This window comes from Streptomyces sp. NPDC047917 (assembly GCF_043204345.1).
In the GTDB taxonomy this organism is placed as follows: Bacteria; Actinomycetota; Actinomycetes; order Streptomycetales; family Streptomycetaceae; genus Streptomyces; species Streptomyces sanglieri.
The window spans coordinates 1-18,428 of the sequence record NZ_JBIDCA010000003.1; the positions used below are offsets into that span (position 1 = coordinate 1).

Consider the following 18,428-nt stretch of genomic DNA (forward strand, 5'->3'; position numbering starts at 1 on the left):
TGGTACACGTACGAGGGCGACCAGCTCGGCCAGGGCAAGGAGAACGCCCGCAACTTCCTCAAGGACAACCCCGATCTCGCCAACGAGATCGAGAAGAAGATCCTGGAGAAGCTGGGCATCGGGGTCAGGCCCGACGACAACGCCGCCGAGTCCGGCGCGGACACGGCGGGCGGTGCCGCGGCTCCGGCCGACAGCGCGAAGTCGGTGCCCGCCCCGGCCGGCAAGACCAAGCCGGCCAAGACCGCGGCGGCCAAGAGCTAGACCGTGACGCGTCGTACGGAGTGGCCGGTCAGCGCCACTGACCAGCACGCCGGACCCGGCCATGAGATCGCCGCCGGGTACATGGCCGAGTCCGAGGATGCGTACGAGCCGGAGGCCGGTCCCGGCCGTGACAGGGGCTCGGAGGCCGGATTCGGCGAGGGGGCGGGGCGTCGTGCCCGTTCCCGCACCAGGAGCAGCGGTTCCCCTTCCTCGTCGAGGGCCGAGAAAGGGGAGCCGCGAGACCCGGTCGAGCAGGCGCGCAACGTCTGTCTGCGCCTGCTCACCGGGACCCCCCGCACGCGCAAGCAGCTCGCGGATGCCCTGCGCAAGCGGGAGATCCCGGACGAGGCGGCCGAAGAAGTGCTCTCGCGCTTCGAGGACGTCGGGTTGATCGACGATGCGGCGTTCGCGGACGCCTGGGTGGAGTCCCGGCGCCACGGGCGCGGACTGGCCCGCCGGGCTCTCGTCCGTGAGCTGCGCACCAAGGGGGTGGATTCCGCCGTGATCGACGAGGCCGTGGGGCAGCTCGACTCGGAGCAGGAGGAGGCGACCGCCCGCGAGCTGGTCGCGCGAAAACTGCGCTCCACCCGTGGCCTGGACCGGGACAAGCGGCTGCGCCGCCTTGCGGGCATGCTCGCGCGCAAGGGGTACGGGGAGGGCATGGCCCTACGGGTCGTGCGGCAGGCGCTGGAGGAAGAGGGCGAGGACACGGAGGGTCTGGACGAGCCCTTCTGACCGGGCGCGCACGGACCTACAAACCCGCGCGGGCCCACGGTCCTGTACGCGAACGCGGGGGTGCAGCCCCCCACGGTCAGGGGCTGTCGGCGGGGGAGGCGGAGTGATCACTGCCCGGCGAGGGCGGCGCGGGTGATGGTGGCGTCGATCAGGGCGAGCGCATCTGCGGCGGTGCGACCGGGGCAACGGTTCCAGGGCCCGATCAGCCCGGTCCAGCCCTGGGAGCGGAGTTCGGCGACGAGCCAGGCACCGGCCCGGTCCACGGTGTCGAGGGAGCCGTAGCCCAGGCGGTGCGCGGTGAGCAGGGCACCGCAGATGCACCGTGCGCCGCGTGCGTTGCGGAGCCGGTACGGAGTGTTCTGCCAGCCCCATTCGGTCAGGATCTGCCTCGCGTAGGCGAGGTGTGTGGAGGGCCGTAGCTCGGGCTGGCCGATGCGCCGCCAGGAGTGGAGCCGATCGGGGAGGACCGCGCCCAGCCGCCCGGGAAGCGGCCGCTCGCGCGGTGCGGTCGCAGGCAGGGCGCGCACGGAGTCGGCGATGAGCTGATCGACCGGCACGGACAGCAGGTCGCGCCAGTCGGCCGACTGGCGGTCGAGCGGCAGCTGTTCCGGGGTGGTGGGGGAAGAAGGCTGCACGGGGCCGGGAAGGGAAGGCCGTACGGGGTCGGGGGCCGTGGCTTCCCAGCCGGTGACGATCTGCTGCCACGCCTCGGTGTCATGGAGGCGAGCGGCCTGGGCGTCCAGTTGATCGGGAGTGAGGGTGGGGGCGGGGGTCGGCATGGGTGCGAGGTCTCCGTCACGTCGGTCCTTGGCGTTGAGGCGAATGTCCGCCGGGTGCGGGGATTGCTCCACCGGAGCGTGGCGTTCGGGTGTGTCATGGGCGGATTCGGGGGAACGGCGGGCGGTGTGACGGGGCGGCCCCGGACGGAATGAGACACGGCAGGCTGCGGCGCGCAGGCGACAGGTGGCAGGTGCCTGCGCGCGGGGCGGTGTGAGGGGTGGAGCGCGGCGATGCCTAGAGAAGTGAGGAGAGGGCCCCCTTGCGGGGTGGAGAGTCTGTGCAGGGGCGGACACCGGGCGGGCGTCACGGTCGTTGCGGAGTTTGTGACTCGGGCCCGTGACTCGGGCCCGTGACTCGGGCCCATGACTCAACCCGTGAATCAACCCGTGAATCAATCCGTGACTCGGCCTGTGGATCTGCCCTCACCGGCGCCGCTTCCTGCAGTCACGGGGGCGGCATCCGGTTATCCGGCGCCGCCTCCTGACCAGGTCGGCTGTTGCATGGACGGTCCTCGGTCACGGCCTGACCCCGCGCTCCACCGCCGCCCCGGCACTGCCCGTCCCGCTGACCGTCACAGCCCTTGGCAGCGGTACCGGACCGACCGGCCCGACTGCCCTCAGCACCCAATACGCCCGGCGGCACGACGCCCGCCACCGTGCCGCTCCGTACGCGACGGTGCTGGGCACCGTCGCACCACCGGCACTGGACCCCACCGCGCTGCCCGGCCGACTCGGGCCGCGCCCCCGGGCCCCGCAACCCGGCGCCGGAGGGATCCGAGCCCGGTTCGCCCCCGCACGCTGGGCCCCGAACCTGGTTCGTCCCCCTCCCGCACACCCGGCCCATTCGTTGTCCCGAACCTGGTTTCCCGCACTCCGAGCCCGGTTCGCCCCGCATCCCGGGCCTCGCAACCCCGCGCCGGGGGTCCGGGCCAGGTTCGCACTCCGGGCCCGCCCATCACCCCGCGACCCGGGCCGGACCTCCGCCAGTCACACCTCGACCGGAAGCCCTGCGGCGCGCCATGCCTGGAAGCCGCCGATCAGGTCGGTCGCCCGGTGCAGTCCCAGCTGTCGCAGGGATGCGACGGCGAGGCTCGATGCGTAGCCCTCGTTGCAGATCACCACGATCCGGAGGTCGTGGCTCGCGGCCTGTGGGACTCGATGGCTTCCACGCGGGTCGAGGCGCCACTCCAGTTCATTGCGTTCGACGACCAGCGCCCCCGGAATCAGTCCGTCCCGTTCCCGTAGCTCCGCATAGCGGATGTCCACGAGGAGTGCGCCGTCCGCAGCGGCGGTGGCTGTCTCCTGCGGGCCGATCCGTACGTAGCCCGCCCGAACCTGCTCCAGCAGCTCATCGATCCCGATCCCAGCCCCGGCCCCGGCCTCGATCTCAGCCCCGGCCTCGGCCCCGCTCGACTCCGTGTCACCCCAGTGGCTATCGCTCACTGCCAGTCCTCCGGCCGTTCGACCTGCTCAAGGCGGAGCAGCGCACCGTTGCGGCTGTAGCGCCGGATCCGGGGCAGCGGCGGGTAGTACGCGTGGACGGAGACGGCGTGCTCGGTGTCCGACTCGTTCAGCACCTCATGGACATGATGACGGCCGAACGCCCTGCCCTGGCCGGTGGCCAACGTGCGGGAACGGTCGATGCCCTCGGTGAGTTCGAGGGTCTTCCAGCCGTCGGTGGGCAGCCGGGCGGCGAGCGACAGTTCCTTGAGCGTGCCGGTCGCGGTGGTGAAGGCGCCGACCGAGTCGGCGTGGTCGTGCCAGCCCGTACCGGTGCCCGGCGGCCAGCCGATCAGCCACGCCTCGCTGCCGCCGGGCCCTTCGAGCTGGATCCAGGTACGGCCCTCGGGATCGAGGGGGAGCGAGGCGACGATCGCGGCGTCGGAGGCGACCCGGCGGACGAAATCGAGCAGCTCCGCGGCCGTCGGTCCGGACGCGGCATCGGTGGCGGAGGACATGCGTACAGGGGGTGATGAAGGGGCAGACACGGGGACCGTCCTGAGGGTTCGCGCGGAGGCCCGCCCGTACGGCAGCGCGCACGGCGGGGCAGGGGAAGGCGATTCAGCAGGACGGCCGACACACGCAGCCCGCATAGCGGACGAGGTCCATATGGACCCTCCGCCACAGGCGCACATCGGTGTCGGTCACGTTCCGGAGTACACCATCTGCGTCCGCACCGGTCAATTGATGCCCGCGGTCTGGTCGGAACGCAGAGCCGCGCGCACCGCCCCACCACGTACCGCGTCCGCCGCCGCGAAGAGATCCCGGGGCTGCACCCCGCCGAACGACGTCACGAGATGACCGTCCGGCCTGACCAGCAGCACGGTGTGGGCCGACGCCCCCGGATAGCTCTCCGTCACCAGGAGTTCGCCCTTCATCGGCAGGGCGTCTACGGCGGCGGCGAGGCGGGGCATGACACCGGCGGTCATCCAGTGACGCCGGTCCCAGACCCCGGTCCCGGGCGCCACCAGGACCACCAGGAGATGCCCCTGCCCCAGCCGTTCCCGGAGCCGTACGGTCGTCCCGTCGGGGGCCGTCACCCGCACATCGGCCACCGGCGCACCGGGGGGCGTACCCACAGATGTGTGCGCCTCGGCGCGTGGGGGCGCAAGGGGCGAATGCGAGTACGAGGGGGGCGCACCGAGGGGGCCACAGCCCAGATGTCCGTCGGCGAGCAGCGAATCGTGCTCCCGTGCGCTCCCCGGTACCAGCGTCCGAAGCCCACCGCCGCCACGCAGTATCGGCAGCGACTGGTCCGCGGCGCGCAGCCGCGCGGCGACCGCGGCCCGGCGCTCGGCCTGGTAGCTGTCGAGCAGTACGTCCGAGGTGCCGTGGTGCCAGTCCTGGGCCAGCTTCCAGGCCAGGTTCTCGGCGTCCCGCAGCCCCTCGTCGAGCCCCTGGGTGCCCAGTGCGCCCAGCAGGTGGGCGGCGTCGCCGGCCAGGAAGGCCCGGTCGACCCGCCAGCGCAGGGCGAGCCGGTGGTGCAGCGTGTACACGCCCGTGTCCAGCAGTTCGTACGGAGGCGTCTCCCCGCACCAGCCCGCCAGGGTGTCCCGGACCCGGGTGATCAGCGCGTCCGGGGTGACGAGCTCGCCGCGCGGCGGCAGCAGCCAGTCAAGCCGCCAGACACCGTCCGGCAGCGGCCGCGCCGTGACCTCGGCACCGCCGGTGCGCCACGGCGGCAGCCGGTGCAGCACTGCCTGTCCGGGCCAGGGCAGCTCGGTGCGCAGCGCCGCGACGGCATGCCGCTCCACCGCCGTACGCCCGGGGAACCGGATGTCGAGCAGCTTGCGCACGGTGGACCTGGCGCCGTCGCAGCCCACCAGGTAACTCCCGCGCCACCAGGTCGCGTTCGGCTCCCTGGTGTGCACGGTGACGCCGGTGGCGTCCTGCTCCAGGGTGTCGATCCGGCTGTACGGGGCCACCCGCACCAGCTCCTGGGCGGCCACCGCGCCCCTCAGTTCCCGCGTCAGGACGTGCTGCGGCAGATGGATGGGGGCCGGCAACGCATCGCCCTCGGCCGAGTCCTCGCCGAGCGGCAGCTCACGCACCACCTGCTTGCGCCGCATCGACCGCCACCCGGTCCACCGCACCCCCTCGTGCCGCAGCGCCTTGCAGCCCAGCCGCTCCACCAGCGCCGCGGTGTCCTCGCGCAGCACCACGGTGCGGGCGGGGCGTGTCTCGTCCTTGCCCGGGTCCTCGTCGAGCAGGACGGAGGGCACCCCTTGTGCCGCGAGGGCGAGCGACAGCGCCAGGCCGACCGGCCCGGCACCGACGACGATCACCGGGTCCACGGCGCGGCTCCTGAGATCCGTTCGGATGACGCGGGCGCGAGAGACGAGCGGATCGAAAGATGGATGGCGGATTGAGGAGGCGTGGCGACGGAGAGGACAGGGGGCGCGATCACAGAACGTATGCAACCTACTGCCGGTGCCCGCGTCAAGCGACACCGGAAGGCGGCGAGGGGCGGTGGCTCATCCGCCACCGCCCCTCGGGAACCTCGTACGACGAGCCGTCAGACGGCGCGCCCGTCGTCGACGACGAGCGACGGAGTACCGATGGTCTCCGGTGCGCCCCCGGGCGCCGTGCCCTTGTTCTTCTTGTTGCGCCGGAGCCAGCGCTCCAGCCAGCTCGCGAACGACGTGAGCGCGAAGTTCACGACGATGTAGATCAGCGCCACGATGGTGAAACACGCAATCGTGTTCGCGCCGTAGTTCGCGCTCATCGGGCGGACCGAGGACAGCAGCTCGGGGAAGGTCAGCACCCCACCGCCGAGCGCGGTGTCCTTCACGATCACGACGAGCTGGCTGACGATCGCGGGCAGCATCGCGGTCACCGCCTGGGGCAGCAGCACGAACACCATGGTCTGGCCCTTGCGCATGCCGAGAGCCTTGGCAGCCTCGCCCTGCCCCTTCGGAAGGGTGTGGATACCGGCTCGCACGATCTCCGCGAGCACGGAGGCGTTGTACAGCACCAGACCGGTCACCACGGCGTACAGAGGACGGTCGTCGGCGCTGATGTTCGTGTACTCGGAGTACACCGCGTTCGCGATGATCATCAGGATCAGCACCGGGATGGCGCGGAAGAATTCCACGACCACGCCGGCCGGAACCCGCACCCACCGGTGGTCGGAGAGCCGGCCGACACCGAAGAGCGCTCCGAGCGGCAGCGCGATGATCAGAGCGAAGAACGCGGCCTGGAGCGTGTTCTGGAGACCCGGCCAGATGTACGTCTCCCAAGGCTGGGAGCTGGTGAAGAAGGGCTTCCACTTGATCCAGTCGAGCTGGTGCTTCTCCGCGAGGCTGTCGTACACCCACCAGACCACGGCTGCGGCGCACAGCACGAACACAACCGTGTACAGGATGTTGCGCTGCTTGGCGCGTGGTCCCTGGGCGTCGTAGAGGACGGAACTCATCGCTTCACCGCCACCTTCTTGCTCACCCAGCCGAGGATCAGGCCGGTCGGGAGGGTCAGAACGATGAAGCCGAAGGCGAATACCGCGGAGATGAGGATCAGCTGGGCCTCGGCCTCGATCATGCCCTTCATCAGGTACGAGGCCTCGGCGACTCCGATCGCGGAGGCGACCGTGGTGTTCTTCGTCAGCGCGATCAGCACATTGGACAGCGGGTTGACCACCGCGCGGAACGCCTGCGGAAGGATGATCAGCCCCAACACCTGCGTAAAGCTCAGCCCGAGGGCGCGTGCCGCTTCGGCCTGGCCGACCGGGACGGTGTTGATGCCGGAGCGCAGCGCCTCGCACACGAAGGCGGCGGTGTAGGCGATCAGGGCGAGCACTGCCAGCCGGAAGCCGATGCCCTTGGAATCGTGGGCGCCGAGGGTGATGGTCAGGGTCTGGTAGAGGCCCAGTGACGAGAACACCATGATTACGGTCAGCGGAATGTTCCGGACCACGTTCACGTATGCGGTGGAGAAGCCGCGCATCAGGGGGACCGGGCTGACCTTCATGCCGGCCAGCAGCGTTCCCCATATGAGGGCGCCGAGAGCGGAGTAGACGGTGAGCTGCACCGTTACCCAGAAGGCCCCCAGCAGGTCGTAACCTTCAAGAAAGTCGAACACGATCTCCCGCGCTTCCGCGTGTAGGAGGGCACGGCGCGCCGCCGTTCACGGACGGCGCGCCCGGTCAGCCCTGCTTCACTTGACGATGTTGCCGATCTTCGGGGCGGGCTCGTTCTTGTAGTTCGCCGGACCGAAGTTGTCCTTCACGGCCTTGTCCCAGGAACCGTCCGAGACCATCTTGGTGAGCGCGGCGTCGATCTTCTTCTTCAGATCGGCGTCGCCCTTCTTAAGGCCGATGCCGTAGTTCTCGTTGGTCATCTTGAAGCCGGCCAGCTTGAACTTGCCTTGGAAGCTCTGCTGCGAGGCAAAACCAGCCAGGATGCTGTCGTCGGTGGTCAGCGCGTCGACGACTTTGTTCTCCAGGCCGGTCAGGCACTCCGAATACCCGCCGAACTCCTGAAGGTCGGCCTTCGGGGCCAGCTTGTCCTTGACGTTCTTCGCCGAGGTCGAGCCGGTGACCGAACACAGCTTCTTCTTGTTCAGGTCGGCCGGCGACTTGATCGTCTTGTCGTCGGCGCGGACCAGGATGTCCTGGTGCGCCAGCAGGTACGGACCGGCGAAGTCGACCTTCTGCAGCCGCTCGTCGTTGATCGAGTAGGTGGCGGCGATGAACTTCACGTCACCGCGCTCGATCGCCGTCTCGCGGTCGGCGCTTTTGGTCTCCTTGAAGACAATGTCCTCAGCCTTGTAACCGAGCTCCTTGGCGACATACGTGGCGACGTCGACGTCGAAGCCGGTGTACTTGCCGTCGGGGGTCTTCAGACCGAGGCCCGGCTGGTCGATCTTGATGCCGATCGTGATCTTCTTGCCGTCGCCCGAGCCGCCGTCATCCTTGTTGGAGCCACAGGCGGTGGCGGTGATGGCGAGGGCGAGCACGGCGGCCGAGGCGGCGGTGACCTTACGAAGCTGCATGGTGGTTTTCCCTAGAGTTGACGCGATGTGAGTGATCAGCCGGTCCGGGGCCCGGAGGCGCAGGATCAATCAGTGGTGAAGGATCTTCGACAGGAAGTCCTTGGCCCGGTCACTGCGCGGGTTGCTGAAGAACTGGTCGGGCGTGGCCTCTTCGACGATCTTTCCGTCCGCCATGAAGACGACCCGGTTCGCGGCCGAGCGCGCGAAGCCCATCTCGTGCGTGACGACGACCATCGTCATGCCGTCCCGGGCGAGCTGCTGCATGACCTCCAGCACCTCGTTGATCATCTCCGGGTCGAGCGCGGATGTCGGCTCGTCGAAGAGGATCACCTTCGGGTCCATCGCCAGCGCCCGCGCGATGGCCACGCGCTGCTGCTGACCGCCGGAGAGCTGGGCGGGGTACTTGTCGGCCTGCGTCGCCACACCCACCCGGTCCAGCAGCGAACGGGCCTTGTCCTCGGCGGCCTTCTTGTCCGTCCTGCGGACCTTGATCTGGCCCAGCATCACGTTCTCGAGCACCGTCTTGTGCGCGAAGAGATTGAACGACTGGAAGACCATGCCGACATCGGCACGCAGCCTGGCCAGCTCCCTGCCCTCCGCGGGCAGCGGCTTGCCGTCGACCGAGATCGCGCCCGAGTCGATCGTCTCCAAGCGGTTGATCGTGCGGCACAGCGTGGACTTCCCGGACCCGGAGGGCCCGATGACGACCACGACCTCGCCACGCGCGATCGTCAGGTCGATGTCCTGGAGTACATGCAGCGCGCCGAAGTGCTTGTTGACGTTGCTCAGTACGACAAGGTCGTCCGCCGCAGGCGCGGCGTCCCCGGCACCCTTGGTCACCGAAACTCCGCTCATCGGCTTCATGCTCCGTCCTCCTCGGTTGGGAAGGACCCTAGTGACGCGGTGCTACCAGCGTCATTACATCTGAGCGGAAATTGAGGATAACGATCCGGCGGCAACCGGACACTCCGTGTGAAGGGTGCGCGAGATGTGACGCCTGCGGCGTACCGGGTGGATAACAGATGGCCGGATGCGGCAGGCGGGCCTTGACTGACCTGCCTCTCATCGGAGTGGATGCCCTGGTACGCCATGACGTGAAACGCCTCGGTACGGGGAAGTGACGGGGAGCGTACGAGAGACCGCACCGAACGTCTGCTGCCGCGTACCGGCACCGCACTACCGAAACCAACGGAGAACCGGAGAGGGAGGCCATGAGACTGCTGCTCGTCGAGGACGACAACCACGTCGCCGCCGCGCTCTCCGCGATCCTCGCCCGGCACGGCTTCCGGGTCGTGCACGCGCGCAGCGGCGAGGAGGCCCTGCAGGCGCTGCTGCCCGCCGACACGGAGCCTTTCGGCGTTGTGCTCCTCGATCTCGGCCTGCCCGACCAGGACGGCTACGAGGTGTGCGGGAAGATCCGCAAGCGCACCTCCACTCCGGTGATCATGGTGACCGCGCGCGCGGACGTACGGTCGCGGATCCACGGCCTCAACCTCGGCGCGGACGACTACGTGGTCAAGCCCTACGACACCGGCGAACTGCTCGCCCGTATCCATGCCGTCAGCCGGCGCAACGCACCGGGCGAGGACACCGTGCCCATGCCCGTCGCCGGGTTGCGTCTCGGCCATGTTCACATCGAGCTGCCGACCCGTCGGGTCAGCGTCGACGGATCGGAAGTCCAGCTCACCCGCAAGGAGTTCGACCTGCTTGCGCTGCTCGCCCAGCGCCCCGGCGTGGTGTTCCGCCGGGAGCAGATCATCAGCGAGGTGTGGCGCACGAGCTGGGAGGGCACGGGTCGCACACTCGAAGTGCACGTCGCGTCGCTGCGTTCCAAGCTGCGGCTGCCCGCACTGATCGAGACGGTGCGCGGAGTCGGCTACCGCCTCGTCGCGCCGTCCGCGTAGAGGCGTACGTCCCAGGTGCGTACCCGGCTGCTTCCCCTGCTCATCGTTCTCATGGCGGGCGTGCTGCTCGCGCTCGGCTTCCCGCTGGCCGTCAGCGTGGCCGCCGCCCAGCAGCAACGCGTCGTCATCGACCGCATCGACGACACGGCACGTTTCGCCGCACTCGCGCAGTTCATGACCGATCCGGCCGCCGGATACGACGAGCGCCGGCGCACCCTGCGCAATGAACTCGACACCTACGCATCCGTTTACGGCATCCGCGCCGGCGTCTTCCGCCGCGACGACAGTGCCATGGCCAAGGCCCCCGCCGCCTGGCAGCTTCCGCTGGAGGGCGAGGGGCGCGAGGCGTTCAAGGAAGCCCTGCTCGGGCGGCGCAGCCACGATCCGCCGCAGGTCTGGCCGTGGCAGAACGGCCGGGTCGTCGTCGCCTCACCCGTCGTACGGGACGGCGATGTCGTCGCCGTGGTGGTCCTCGACTCGCCCACCGACGAGATGCGCTCGCGCACGATCCGCGGCTGGCTGCTGATCGCGGTCGGCGAAGCGGTCGCGATGCTGGTCGCCGTCGGCGCGGCGATCCGCCTCACCGGCTGGGTCCTGCTGCCGGTGCGGACACTGGACGCGGCCACCCACGACATCGCCAGCGGACGCATGCGATCGAGGGTCGCGGCTTCCGGCGGGCCACCGGAACTCAGACGCCTGGCCCGGTCGTTCAACGAGATGGCCGACAACGTCGAGGACGTGCTGGAGCAGCAGCGCGCCTTCGTCGCCGACGCCTCGCACCAGCTGCGCAACCCGCTCGCCGCGCTGCTGCTGCGGATCGAGCTCCTCGCGCTCGAACTCCCCGAGGACAACGAGGAGATCGCCTCCGTGCGCACGGAGGGCAAGCGCCTCGCACAGGTCCTCGACGACCTGCTCGACCTGGCGCTGGCCGAGCATGCCGCGGCGGATCTGCAGCTCACGGACATCGGCGCGCTCACCGCGGAGCGCGTCGCGTCCTGGCGGCCGGTCGCCGAGGAGAAGGGGGTACGGCTCCGGGCGGACGGCTCGTCCGCGGTGACGGCCTGGGTGGATCCGATCGCGCTGTCGAGCGCGCTCGACGCGATCATCGACAACGCCCTGAAGTTCACCCCTGCCGGGGAAGAGGTCGTCGTCACGGTCGCCTCCGGCCGGGACGACGTCACGGTCGTCGTCACCGACCGCGGGCCCGGCCTCACCGCACAGGAGATGGAACGCGTCGGCGACCGCTTCTGGCGCAGCACCCAGCACCAGAACATCCAGGGTTCCGGCCTCGGGCTCTCCATCGCGCAGGCGCTCCTGGCGGCCGGCGGCGGCTCCCTGAGCTACGCGGCCCGTGAACCGCACGGGCTGCGGGTCACGGTCTCGGTGCCGCGCAACGGCCCGCAGGGCTGAGCGAAGCGGTGTGCAGAAGCGGGCTGAGCGGAACGCATGAAGAAGCGGGGCTGAGCGGCATGGCACGAAGAGGCGGAGCGATCAGGGCTTGACCGAGCGGTAGTAGCGGCTGGCCCCTTCGTGCAACGGCAGCGGATCGGTGTAGATCGCCGTACGCAGATCCACCAGCTGGGCCGCGTGCACCTCGCGCCCGATCCGGTCCCGACTGTCGATCACGGTCCGGGTGAACGCCTCCGTCATCGCCGGATCGGAACGTTCCGTGGTCACGAGCACATTGGCGACCGCGACCGTCGGCACCGCCTGGTCCTGCTGCGCACTGTGGTAGGCGTCGGCGGGCATCATCGCCGAACGGTAGTAGCGGGCGGACCCGCCCGCCGCCTGGAGCTCCTTGACCAGTGCGGCCTCCAGCGGCACCAACCGGATCGCGAACCGGTTCGACAGCTCCTGCACCGCGGACGTGGGCAGCCCGCCGGACCAGAAGAAGGCATCGAGGCGGTCGTTCTCCAGCTGCTTCGGCATGGTGTCGATACCGGCGGAGACCGGTGTCACGTCATCCTCGGGGTCGAGCCCCGCGGCCTTCAGCAGCCGGTCGGCGACCAGCCGCACCCCCGAACCCCGCTGCCCCACTCCGACCCGCTTGCCGCGCAGGTCCGAGACCCTGCGCACCGCCGAGTCGCGGGGCACGACCAGCTGGATGTAGTCGTCGTACAACCGCACACAGCCCCGCAGCCGGTCCGCGCCCGGCTTGCCGCTGCGCAGGTAGGTGGCGAGGGCGTCGGTGGTGGCGATGGTGAAATCGGCCTTCCCGGTCGCCACCCGGGCGATGTTCTGCTGCGAGCCCTCACTGGTCTGCAGCTTTATCGACACCTCGGGAAGGTCCCTGGCCAGGTCGCCCTTGAGGCGTTCGCCGTAACGCTGGTAGACCCCGCTGCGCACACCGGTGCTGAAGGTGAGCGTTCCGGTCGGGGCCGGCTGCCCGAGCGGCAGCAGCCACCACAGCAGCAGCCCGAGCACGACGGCGACGGCGGTGCACACCTGGAGAACGCGTCGGCTGCCGATTCGGGAGAGTGCCTGGAGCATGGCGGCGATCCTGCCAGCCCGCTCCGGCGATGACCAGGGCCGCTCCCCGGCGGCGGGTGGTCGCCGGGCGGGGTATCCATCATCGGGGCCCGACCGGAGCCCTTACCCTGGACGGGTGAGCGGCAACGACGTGGCTGGTGGAGTAGTGGACGGTTTGAAAACGTACGAGGTGCGCACCTACGGGTGCCAGATGAACGTCCACGACTCCGAGCGGCTGTCGGGGCTGCTGGAGGGCGCGGGTTACGTACGTGCCGCCGAGGGCTCCGACGGAGACGCCGACGTCGTGGTCTTCAACACCTGCGCGGTGCGGGAGAACGCCGACAACAAGCTCTACGGCAACCTCGGCCGGCTCGCCCCGATGAAGACCAGGCGGCCCGGCATGCAGATCGCCGTCGGCGGCTGCCTGGCGCAGAAGGACCGCGACACCATCGTGCGGCGTGCCCCCTGGGTCGACGTCGTCTTCGGCACGCACAACATCGGCAAGCTGCCCGTGCTGCTGGAGCGCGCCCGTATCCAGGAGGAGGCGCAGATCGAGATCGCCGAATCCCTGGAGGCATTCCCCTCCACGCTCCCCACCCGCCGCGAGTCCGCCTACGCCGCGTGGGTCTCGATCTCCGTCGGCTGCAACAACACCTGCACCTTCTGCATCGTCCCGGCGCTGCGCGGCAAGGAGAAGGACCGCCGCACCGGCGACATCCTCGCCGAGATCGAGGCCCTGGTCGCCGAGGGCGTCTCCGAGATCACCCTGCTCGGCCAGAACGTGAACGCGTACGGCTCCGACATCGGCGACCGCGAGGCGTTCTCCAAGCTGCTGCGCGCCTGCGGGAAGATCGAGGGCCTGGAGCGGGTCCGGTTCACCTCCCCGCACCCCCGCGACTTCACGGACGACGTGATCGCGGCGATGGCGGAAACGCCCAATGTGATGCCCCAGCTCCACATGCCGATGCAGTCGGGCTCGGACACGATCCTCAAGGCGATGCGGCGCTCCTACCGGCAGGAGCGCTTCCTCGGCATCATCGAGAAGGTGCGCGCCGCGATGCCGGACGCCGCCATCTCCACGGACATCATCGTGGGCTTCCCCGGCGAGACCGAGGAGGACTTCGAACAGACCATGCACGCGGTCCGCGAGGCGCGCTTCGCCAACGCCTTCACCTTCCAGTACTCCAAGCGCCCCGGCACCCCGGCCGCCGAGATGGAGGGGCAGATCCCCAAGGAGGTCGTCCAGGAGCGGTACATGCGCCTGTCGGTCCTCCAGGAGGAGATCTCCTGGGAGGAGAACAAGAAGCAGGTCGGCCGGACGCTGGAGATCATGGTCGCGGAGGGCGAGGGCCGCAAGGACGGCGCCACCCACCGCCTCTCCGGCCGGGCCCCCGACAACCGCCTGGTCCACTTCACCAAGCCGGACGAGGACGTGCGCCCCGGTGACGTGGTGACCGTGGAGATCAGCTACGCGGCCCCGCACCACCTGCTCGCCGAGGGCGCGCCGCTCGCCGTGCGGCGGACCCGGGCCGGGGACGCCTGGGAGAAGCGCAACGCCGCCGAGACCGCCAAGCCGGCCGGAGTGATGCTGGGACTGCCGACGGTCGGCGCCCCGGCACCGCTGCCCGCCACGGCGGCTCCGGGCTGCGGCTGCGACTGACACCGTGCCGACTCTGGGCAGGCGGCGGCCGTGACTTGCGCCGTGACGACGGCGAGGCCGGGCTGCGACCGACACCGGGGCGCCCGAGGGCGGGCTGCGACCGGCACTGTGACGCCAAGACGTCGGGCTGCGACCGGCACTGTGACGCCAAGACGTCGGGCTGCGGTCGACACCGTGACGCCCCGACGTCGGGCTGCGGCCGCGACCCGCACCGGGGTGCCCGACGCCGGGCTGCATGCCCGCTCCCGGCCGCCGCCCGACGGTGGCCGGCCCGCGGTGCCCAGGCGATACGCTGCCGACCATGCTTGTCGCCGCCGCTGTCTGCCCCTGCCCACCCCTGCTGGTACCCGAGGTCGCCGCCGGTGCCGCGCCCGAGCTCGACACCCTGCGGGACGCCTGCGCCGACGCCCTCGGCGTGCTCGCCGCCGCGCGCCCCGACCTGCTGATCGTGGTCGGGCCCGCGGACCGGCCGGACCGCGGACCGCACCCCGAGGGGACCACCGGCACCTTCCGGGGATTCGGCGTCGACCTCGGCGTACGGCTCGGCCGCGACCTCGGACCGGCGACGGACCGCCCGCTGCCGCCGTCCCTCGCCGTCGGCGCCTGGCTGCTGGCCCGCGCCGAATGGACCGGTGTGCCGGTGGAGGGGCTCGGTGTGGGGGAGCCGCTGGCGACCGACCGCTGTACGGACGCCGGGCGGGACCTGGCCGCCAGGGCGGACCGGGTCGCGCTGCTCGTGATGGGTGACGGCAGTGCCTGCCGCACGCTCAAGGCCCCCGGTTACCTGGACGAACGCGCCGAGGCCTTCGACGCGGCGGCCGCCCGCGCGCTGGGAGCGGCGGACCCGGACGCGCTCATCGCGCTGGACGAGGCACTGGCGTACGAGCTGAAGGCGGCGGGCCGGGCGCCCTGGCAGGTGCTCGCGGGCGCCGCGCGGGGTGCGGGTCTGGCGGGACGGCTGCTGTACGAGGACGCCCCCTACGGCGTGGGATACCTGGTCGCCGCCTGGTCCTGAGCCGCCGCCCGAGGACCACGGGAAACGGCCGTACGGCGGCGTCGCCGCACGGCCGTCACCCGGACTCGGTCAGTTCATGGTCAGGAAGCGGGCGGCGTGCCACCCTCGTCCCTGGAAGCGGGCGGCGTACCACCCTCGTCCTTGTGGGACAGGCGCTCGACCGCGTCCTTGGCCTTCCGCGCGCCGGACTCGATCTTGTCGCTGTACTTGCCCTTGGTCTTTTGGTCGACCGTCCGTGCGGCCTTGTCGAGCCCCTGGTCGATCTTGTCCCCGTGCTGATGCGCGAGTTCGCCGACCTTCTCCTTGGCGGGGCTCAGCTTGGCCTTCAAATTGTCCAGGAAGCCCATCGGGCACCTTCCCTGCTGGGGGACTGCGGTCGAGCGCTTCTTCAAACCATGAAAAAACGCCCATATTCAATGTGAATTCTACTGGTCTGCGCGAGGAACCGCGTCGCCCGGAGGGGCCTGGCGGGCAAGAGGCGGACAGGCCCTCACCGGGGCGGGGAACGATTCCCGTTCCCGGGCGGTCACCTCACTCGTTCGGGAAGAGCGCCGGAGGTTTGCGAGACTGTGGCGGTGAGAAGCACAGCTCCCGCACCGCGGGTCATCACCGTCGTCGGTCCCACTGCGGCCGGAAAGTCCGATCTGGGAGTATTTCTTGCTCAGCAGCTCGACGGCGAAGTGGTCAACGCCGACTCCATGCAGCTCTACCGGGGGATGGATATCGGTACCGCGAAGCTGACGCTCGCCGAACGCGAATCCGTCCCGCACCACCTCCTGGACATCTGGGACGTCACCGAGACCGCCAGCGTCGCCGAATACCAGCGGCTGGCCCGCGCCGAGATCGACCGGCTGCTCGCCGCCGGCCGCACCCCTGTCCTGGTCGGCGGCTCCGGGCTCTACGTGAAGGGCGCCATCGACGCCCTGGAGTTCCCCGGCACGGACCCCGGTGTGCGGGCCAGGCTGGAGGAGGAGCTGGTCGATCGCGGCTCCGGAGCGCTGCACGCCCGGCTCGCCGCCGCCGACCCCGAAGCCGGCCGGGCCATTCTGCCGAGCAACGGCCGCCGGATCGTCAGGGCCCTCGAAGTCATCGAGATCACCGGCAAGCCCTTCACCGCCAACCTCCCCGGTAACGATGCGGTGTACGACACCGTCCAGATCGGCGTCGACGTGGCCCGCCCCGAACTCGACGAACGCATCGCCCTGAGGGTCGACCGGATGTGGGCGGCCGGTCTCGTGGACGAGGTGCGCGCCCTGGAGACCCACGGCCTGCGTGAGGGGCGGACCGCCTCCCGGGCGCTCGGCTACCAGCAGGTGCTCGCCGCGCTGGCCCAGGAGTGCACCGAGGAGGAGGCGCGGGCCGAGACCGTCCGCGCCACCAAGCGATTCGCCCGCCGTCAGGACTCGTGGTTCCGCCGCGACCCGCGGGTCCACTGGCTGAGCGGTGCCGCAGAACACCGCGGGGAACTCCCGCGCCAGGCGCTGGCGTTGGTCGAACGAGCGGTTACAGCCTGATCACGTGATGGCATCGGGAAGCCCTGCCCGTCATTTCGGCGACCTGGAGCGTGCCATCATCGAGCATCGATCGACCAGTGGAGTCCGAGTTGGGAGGGCGCGTGGCGATGGAGGCCGGCCCTCGCGACACTGAACAAGACGCACCGGACGCGCTGCACGAGGCGGGAAGTCTGAGCCCCGACGGGCCGGACGAGCTCGAAGCGACCCCCGAGGTCGAGGTCGAGCTGCGCCCCGCGCGCCGGCTGCGGATCTGGCAGCTGGCACCGATCGTCATGCTCGCCGCGGTGGGATCGCTGATGTTCGCCTTCCCGCTGGCCTTCGAGTTCGGCGACGGCGGCGCGGTCGTGGCCATGCTCGGCCTGCTGATCAGCTGCTGCGCCGCGGGCTGGGGCATGATGGCGGCCCGCCGGGTGGGCTACACCTGGCCCGGCCTGCCGCAGCGCGGCTCGGGCGAGCGCTCCGACTGGCGGGTGATCGCCCTGTACGTCGTCGTCGGCGGCGCGCTGGTCGCCCTGGCCGTCTGGCGGGTCGCACGGCTCCAGTGACGGCCGGAGCCGGCCCTTCTCCGCAGGACCGGGGTCATTCCGCAGGTCCCGGCGTCATTCCGACGCCCGCGGGACGGCCGGGGACGTCGGTTGTCGGCGCCGTTTCGTACAGTTGCCCTGTGAGCAACTCGCAGATCGCCTTCCTCAAGGGTCACGGCACCGAGAACGACTTCGTGATCGTTCCCGACCCGGACAACGCCATCGACCTGCCCGCGTCCGCCGTCGCCCGGCTCTGCGACCGCCGGGCCGGCATCGGCGGCGACGGGCTGCTGCATGCCGTACGGTCCGCCGCGCACCCCGAGGCACAGGCCATGGCGGCCGAGGCCGAATGGTTCATGGACTACCGCAACGCGGACGGCTCGATCGCCGAGATGTGCGGCAACGGGGTCCGGGTCTTCGCCGGCTACCTCCAGCGCGCCGGACTCGTCGAAAGGGGCGACCTCGCCGTCGCGACCCGGGGCGGCGTGAAGAAGGTGCACATCGCCAAGGACGGCGCCATCACGGTCTCCATGGGACGCGCGCTCCTGCCCGAGGACGGCGTCACGGTCAGCCTCGACGGCCGCAGCTGGAACGCCCGCAACGTGAACATGGGCAACCCCCACGCGGTCGCCTTCGTCGACGATCTGGCCCACGCCGGCGATCTGCTCTCCGTACCGCCCTTCAGCCCCGCGGCCGTCTACCCCGACGGCGTCAACATCGAGTTCGTCGTGGACCGCGGACCGCGTCATGTCGCCATGCGGGTCCACGAGCGCGGCTCCGGCGAGACCCGCTCCTGCGGCACGGGCGCCTGCGCGGTGGCCGTCGCCGCGGCCCGCAGGGACGGCGCGGACCCCGCCAGGACCGGCACCCCGGTCACGTACACGGTCGACCTGCCGGGCGGTACCCTCCTGATCACCGAGATGCCGGACGGCGAGATCGAGATGACCGGCCCCGCCGTGATCGTCGCCGAGGGCGTGATCGACCCCGCCTGGCTCGAAACGGTGACCGGTTAGGACTTCGCTCGAATGGGTGATCCGTTTCACGCTGGGCGAGAGCGGCACTCCGCCACGTGGTGGGC

At 70.5% G+C, this 18,428-nt stretch carries 19 protein-coding genes and 1 pseudogene; 9 read left to right on the forward strand and 11 right to left on the reverse strand.

The genetic code is table 11. The annotated features are described in order from the left end of the window. Together ACGF8B_RS06990 and recX are read left to right on the forward strand one after the other, a co-directional pair. Positions 1–261 (forward strand): annotated as a pseudogene (locus ACGF8B_RS06990) (DNA recombination/repair protein RecA); the annotation flags it as partial. 3 nt (positions 262–264) lie between these two features. Next, positions 265–996 carry a recombination regulator RecX gene (gene recX / locus ACGF8B_RS06995; RefSeq protein WP_392735507.1) on the forward strand — a complete coding sequence of 244 codons (732 nt, stop codon included), beginning with the start codon at positions 265–267 and terminating at the stop codon, positions 994–996. A gap of 107 nt (positions 997–1,103) precedes the next feature. On the opposite strand, the gene ACGF8B_RS07000 is transcribed toward recX, so the two are convergent. The 9 genes from ACGF8B_RS07000 to ACGF8B_RS07040 all read right to left on the reverse strand — a co-directional run bounded on the left by ACGF8B_RS07000 (position 1,104) and on the right by ACGF8B_RS07040 (position 9,119). Further along, entirely contained in the window at positions 1,104–1,775 is a 672-nt protein-coding gene (locus tag ACGF8B_RS07000; protein ID WP_392735509.1) for a hypothetical protein, read from the reverse strand. 987 nt (positions 1,776–2,762) lie between these two features. Beyond that, the gene (locus ACGF8B_RS07005; protein WP_392736451.1) at positions 2,763–3,161 is read right to left on the reverse strand and encodes a rhodanese-like domain-containing protein; all 399 of its coding nucleotides are present in this window, start codon (positions 3,159–3,161) and stop codon (positions 2,763–2,765) included. 53 nt (positions 3,162–3,214) lie between these two features. Continuing rightward, positions 3,215–3,733, reverse strand: coding sequence for a cysteine dioxygenase (locus ACGF8B_RS07010; RefSeq protein ID WP_392735510.1), 519 nt, complete (start codon positions 3,731–3,733; stop codon positions 3,215–3,217). 103 nt (positions 3,734–3,836) lie between these two features. Further along, positions 3,837–3,923, reverse strand: coding sequence for a putative leader peptide (locus ACGF8B_RS07015; protein WP_311605579.1), 87 nt, complete (start codon positions 3,921–3,923; stop codon positions 3,837–3,839). A gap of 32 nt (positions 3,924–3,955) precedes the next feature. Further along, positions 3,956–5,569: an FAD-dependent monooxygenase gene (locus tag ACGF8B_RS07020; RefSeq protein WP_392735512.1), complete on the reverse strand. Its 1,614-nt coding sequence runs from the start codon at positions 5,567–5,569 to the stop codon at positions 3,956–3,958. A gap of 221 nt (positions 5,570–5,790) precedes the next feature. Then, on the reverse strand, positions 5,791–6,690 hold the full coding sequence (locus tag ACGF8B_RS07025; RefSeq protein WP_392735514.1) for an amino acid ABC transporter permease: 900 nt from the start codon (positions 6,688–6,690) through the stop codon (positions 5,791–5,793). Continuing rightward, complete coding sequence (locus ACGF8B_RS07030; RefSeq protein ID WP_392735516.1) at positions 6,687–7,352, reverse strand: amino acid ABC transporter permease; 666 nt, start codon at positions 7,350–7,352, stop codon at positions 6,687–6,689. The genes ACGF8B_RS07025 and ACGF8B_RS07030 overlap by 4 nt, the downstream gene beginning before the upstream one ends. 75 nt (positions 7,353–7,427) lie before the next feature. Beyond that, the gene (locus ACGF8B_RS07035; protein WP_392735518.1) at positions 7,428–8,264 is read right to left on the reverse strand and encodes a glutamate ABC transporter substrate-binding protein; all 837 of its coding nucleotides are present in this window, start codon (positions 8,262–8,264) and stop codon (positions 7,428–7,430) included. A 69-nt stretch (positions 8,265–8,333) separates the two neighbouring features. Beyond that, positions 8,334–9,119, reverse strand: a complete 786-nt coding sequence (locus tag ACGF8B_RS07040) for an amino acid ABC transporter ATP-binding protein (RefSeq protein WP_392736453.1) — start codon at positions 9,117–9,119, stop codon at positions 8,334–8,336. Positions 9,120–9,475: 356 nt separating this feature from the next. Between ACGF8B_RS07040 and ACGF8B_RS07045 the strand changes: the two genes are divergently transcribed. Then, positions 9,476–10,168: a response regulator transcription factor gene (locus ACGF8B_RS07045; protein WP_124720932.1), complete on the forward strand. Its 693-nt coding sequence runs from the start codon at positions 9,476–9,478 to the stop codon at positions 10,166–10,168. Positions 10,169–10,183: 15 nt separating this feature from the next. Then, complete coding sequence (locus tag ACGF8B_RS07050; protein WP_392735520.1) at positions 10,184–11,578, forward strand: sensor histidine kinase; 1,395 nt, start codon at positions 10,184–10,186, stop codon at positions 11,576–11,578. A gap of 81 nt (positions 11,579–11,659) precedes the next feature. Here ACGF8B_RS07050 and ACGF8B_RS07055 read toward each other — a convergent pair whose 3' ends face one another. Beyond that, complete coding sequence (locus ACGF8B_RS07055; protein WP_392735522.1) at positions 11,660–12,658, reverse strand: TAXI family TRAP transporter solute-binding subunit; 999 nt, start codon at positions 12,656–12,658, stop codon at positions 11,660–11,662. 145 nt (positions 12,659–12,803) lie between these two features. Here ACGF8B_RS07055 and miaB point away from each other — a divergent pair, with 145 nt between their 5' ends. Beyond that, on the forward strand, positions 12,804–14,297 hold the full coding sequence (gene miaB, locus ACGF8B_RS07060; RefSeq protein WP_392736455.1) for a tRNA (N6-isopentenyl adenosine(37)-C2)-methylthiotransferase MiaB: 1,494 nt from the start codon (positions 12,804–12,806) through the stop codon (positions 14,295–14,297). A 301-nt stretch (positions 14,298–14,598) separates the two neighbouring features. Next, positions 14,599–15,312: a class III extradiol dioxygenase subunit B-like domain-containing protein gene (locus ACGF8B_RS07065; RefSeq protein WP_392735524.1), complete on the forward strand. Its 714-nt coding sequence runs from the start codon at positions 14,599–14,601 to the stop codon at positions 15,310–15,312. A gap of 80 nt (positions 15,313–15,392) precedes the next feature. Here the strand turns inward: ACGF8B_RS07065 and ACGF8B_RS07070 are convergent, their stop codons facing one another. Further along, the gene (locus ACGF8B_RS07070) at positions 15,393–15,659 is read right to left on the reverse strand and encodes an antitoxin (protein WP_392735526.1); all 267 of its coding nucleotides are present in this window, start codon (positions 15,657–15,659) and stop codon (positions 15,393–15,395) included. A 228-nt stretch (positions 15,660–15,887) separates the two neighbouring features. Here ACGF8B_RS07070 and miaA point away from each other — a divergent pair, with 228 nt between their 5' ends. The 3 genes from miaA (at position 15,888) to dapF (ending at position 18,363) form a co-directional block, all read left to right on the forward strand. After that, positions 15,888–16,826 (forward strand): tRNA (adenosine(37)-N6)-dimethylallyltransferase MiaA, encoded by a 939-nt coding sequence (gene miaA, locus ACGF8B_RS07075; RefSeq protein WP_392735528.1) that lies wholly within the window; start codon positions 15,888–15,890, stop codon positions 16,824–16,826. A gap of 107 nt (positions 16,827–16,933) precedes the next feature. Then, complete coding sequence (locus ACGF8B_RS07080) at positions 16,934–17,371, forward strand: hypothetical protein (protein ID WP_124721527.1); 438 nt, start codon at positions 16,934–16,936, stop codon at positions 17,369–17,371. Positions 17,372–17,490: 119 nt separating this feature from the next. Next, on the forward strand, positions 17,491–18,363 hold the full coding sequence (dapF, locus tag ACGF8B_RS07085; protein ID WP_392735530.1) for a diaminopimelate epimerase: 873 nt from the start codon (positions 17,491–17,493) through the stop codon (positions 18,361–18,363). Positions 18,364–18,428 lie beyond the last annotated feature (65 nt).

Coding starts and splice junctions, on each gene's coding strand:
- ACGF8B_RS07000 (WP_392735509.1), bottom strand. CDS start 1,775: ATGCCGACCCCCGCCCCCACCCTCACTCCCGATCAACTGGACGCCCAG.
- ACGF8B_RS07010 (WP_392735510.1), bottom strand. CDS start 3,733: ATGTCCTCCGCCACCGATGCCGCGTCCGGACCGACGGCCGCGGAGCTG.
- ACGF8B_RS07025 (WP_392735514.1), bottom strand. CDS start 6,690: ATGAGTTCCGTCCTCTACGACGCCCAGGGACCACGCGCCAAGCAGCGC.
- ACGF8B_RS07035 (WP_392735518.1), bottom strand. CDS start 8,264: ATGCAGCTTCGTAAGGTCACCGCCGCCTCGGCCGCCGTGCTCGCCCTC.
- ACGF8B_RS07040 (WP_392736453.1), bottom strand. CDS start 9,119: ATGAGCGGAGTTTCGGTGACCAAGGGTGCCGGGGACGCCGCGCCTGCG.
- ACGF8B_RS07045 (WP_124720932.1), top strand. CDS start 9,476: ATGAGACTGCTGCTCGTCGAGGACGACAACCACGTCGCCGCCGCGCTC.
- ACGF8B_RS07055 (WP_392735522.1), bottom strand. CDS start 12,658: ATGCTCCAGGCACTCTCCCGAATCGGCAGCCGACGCGTTCTCCAGGTG.
- ACGF8B_RS07065 (WP_392735524.1), top strand. CDS start 14,599: ATGCTTGTCGCCGCCGCTGTCTGCCCCTGCCCACCCCTGCTGGTACCC.
- ACGF8B_RS07070 (WP_392735526.1), bottom strand. CDS start 15,659: ATGGGCTTCCTGGACAATTTGAAGGCCAAGCTGAGCCCCGCCAAGGAG.
- ACGF8B_RS07080 (WP_124721527.1), top strand. CDS start 16,934: ATGGAGGCCGGCCCTCGCGACACTGAACAAGACGCACCGGACGCGCTG.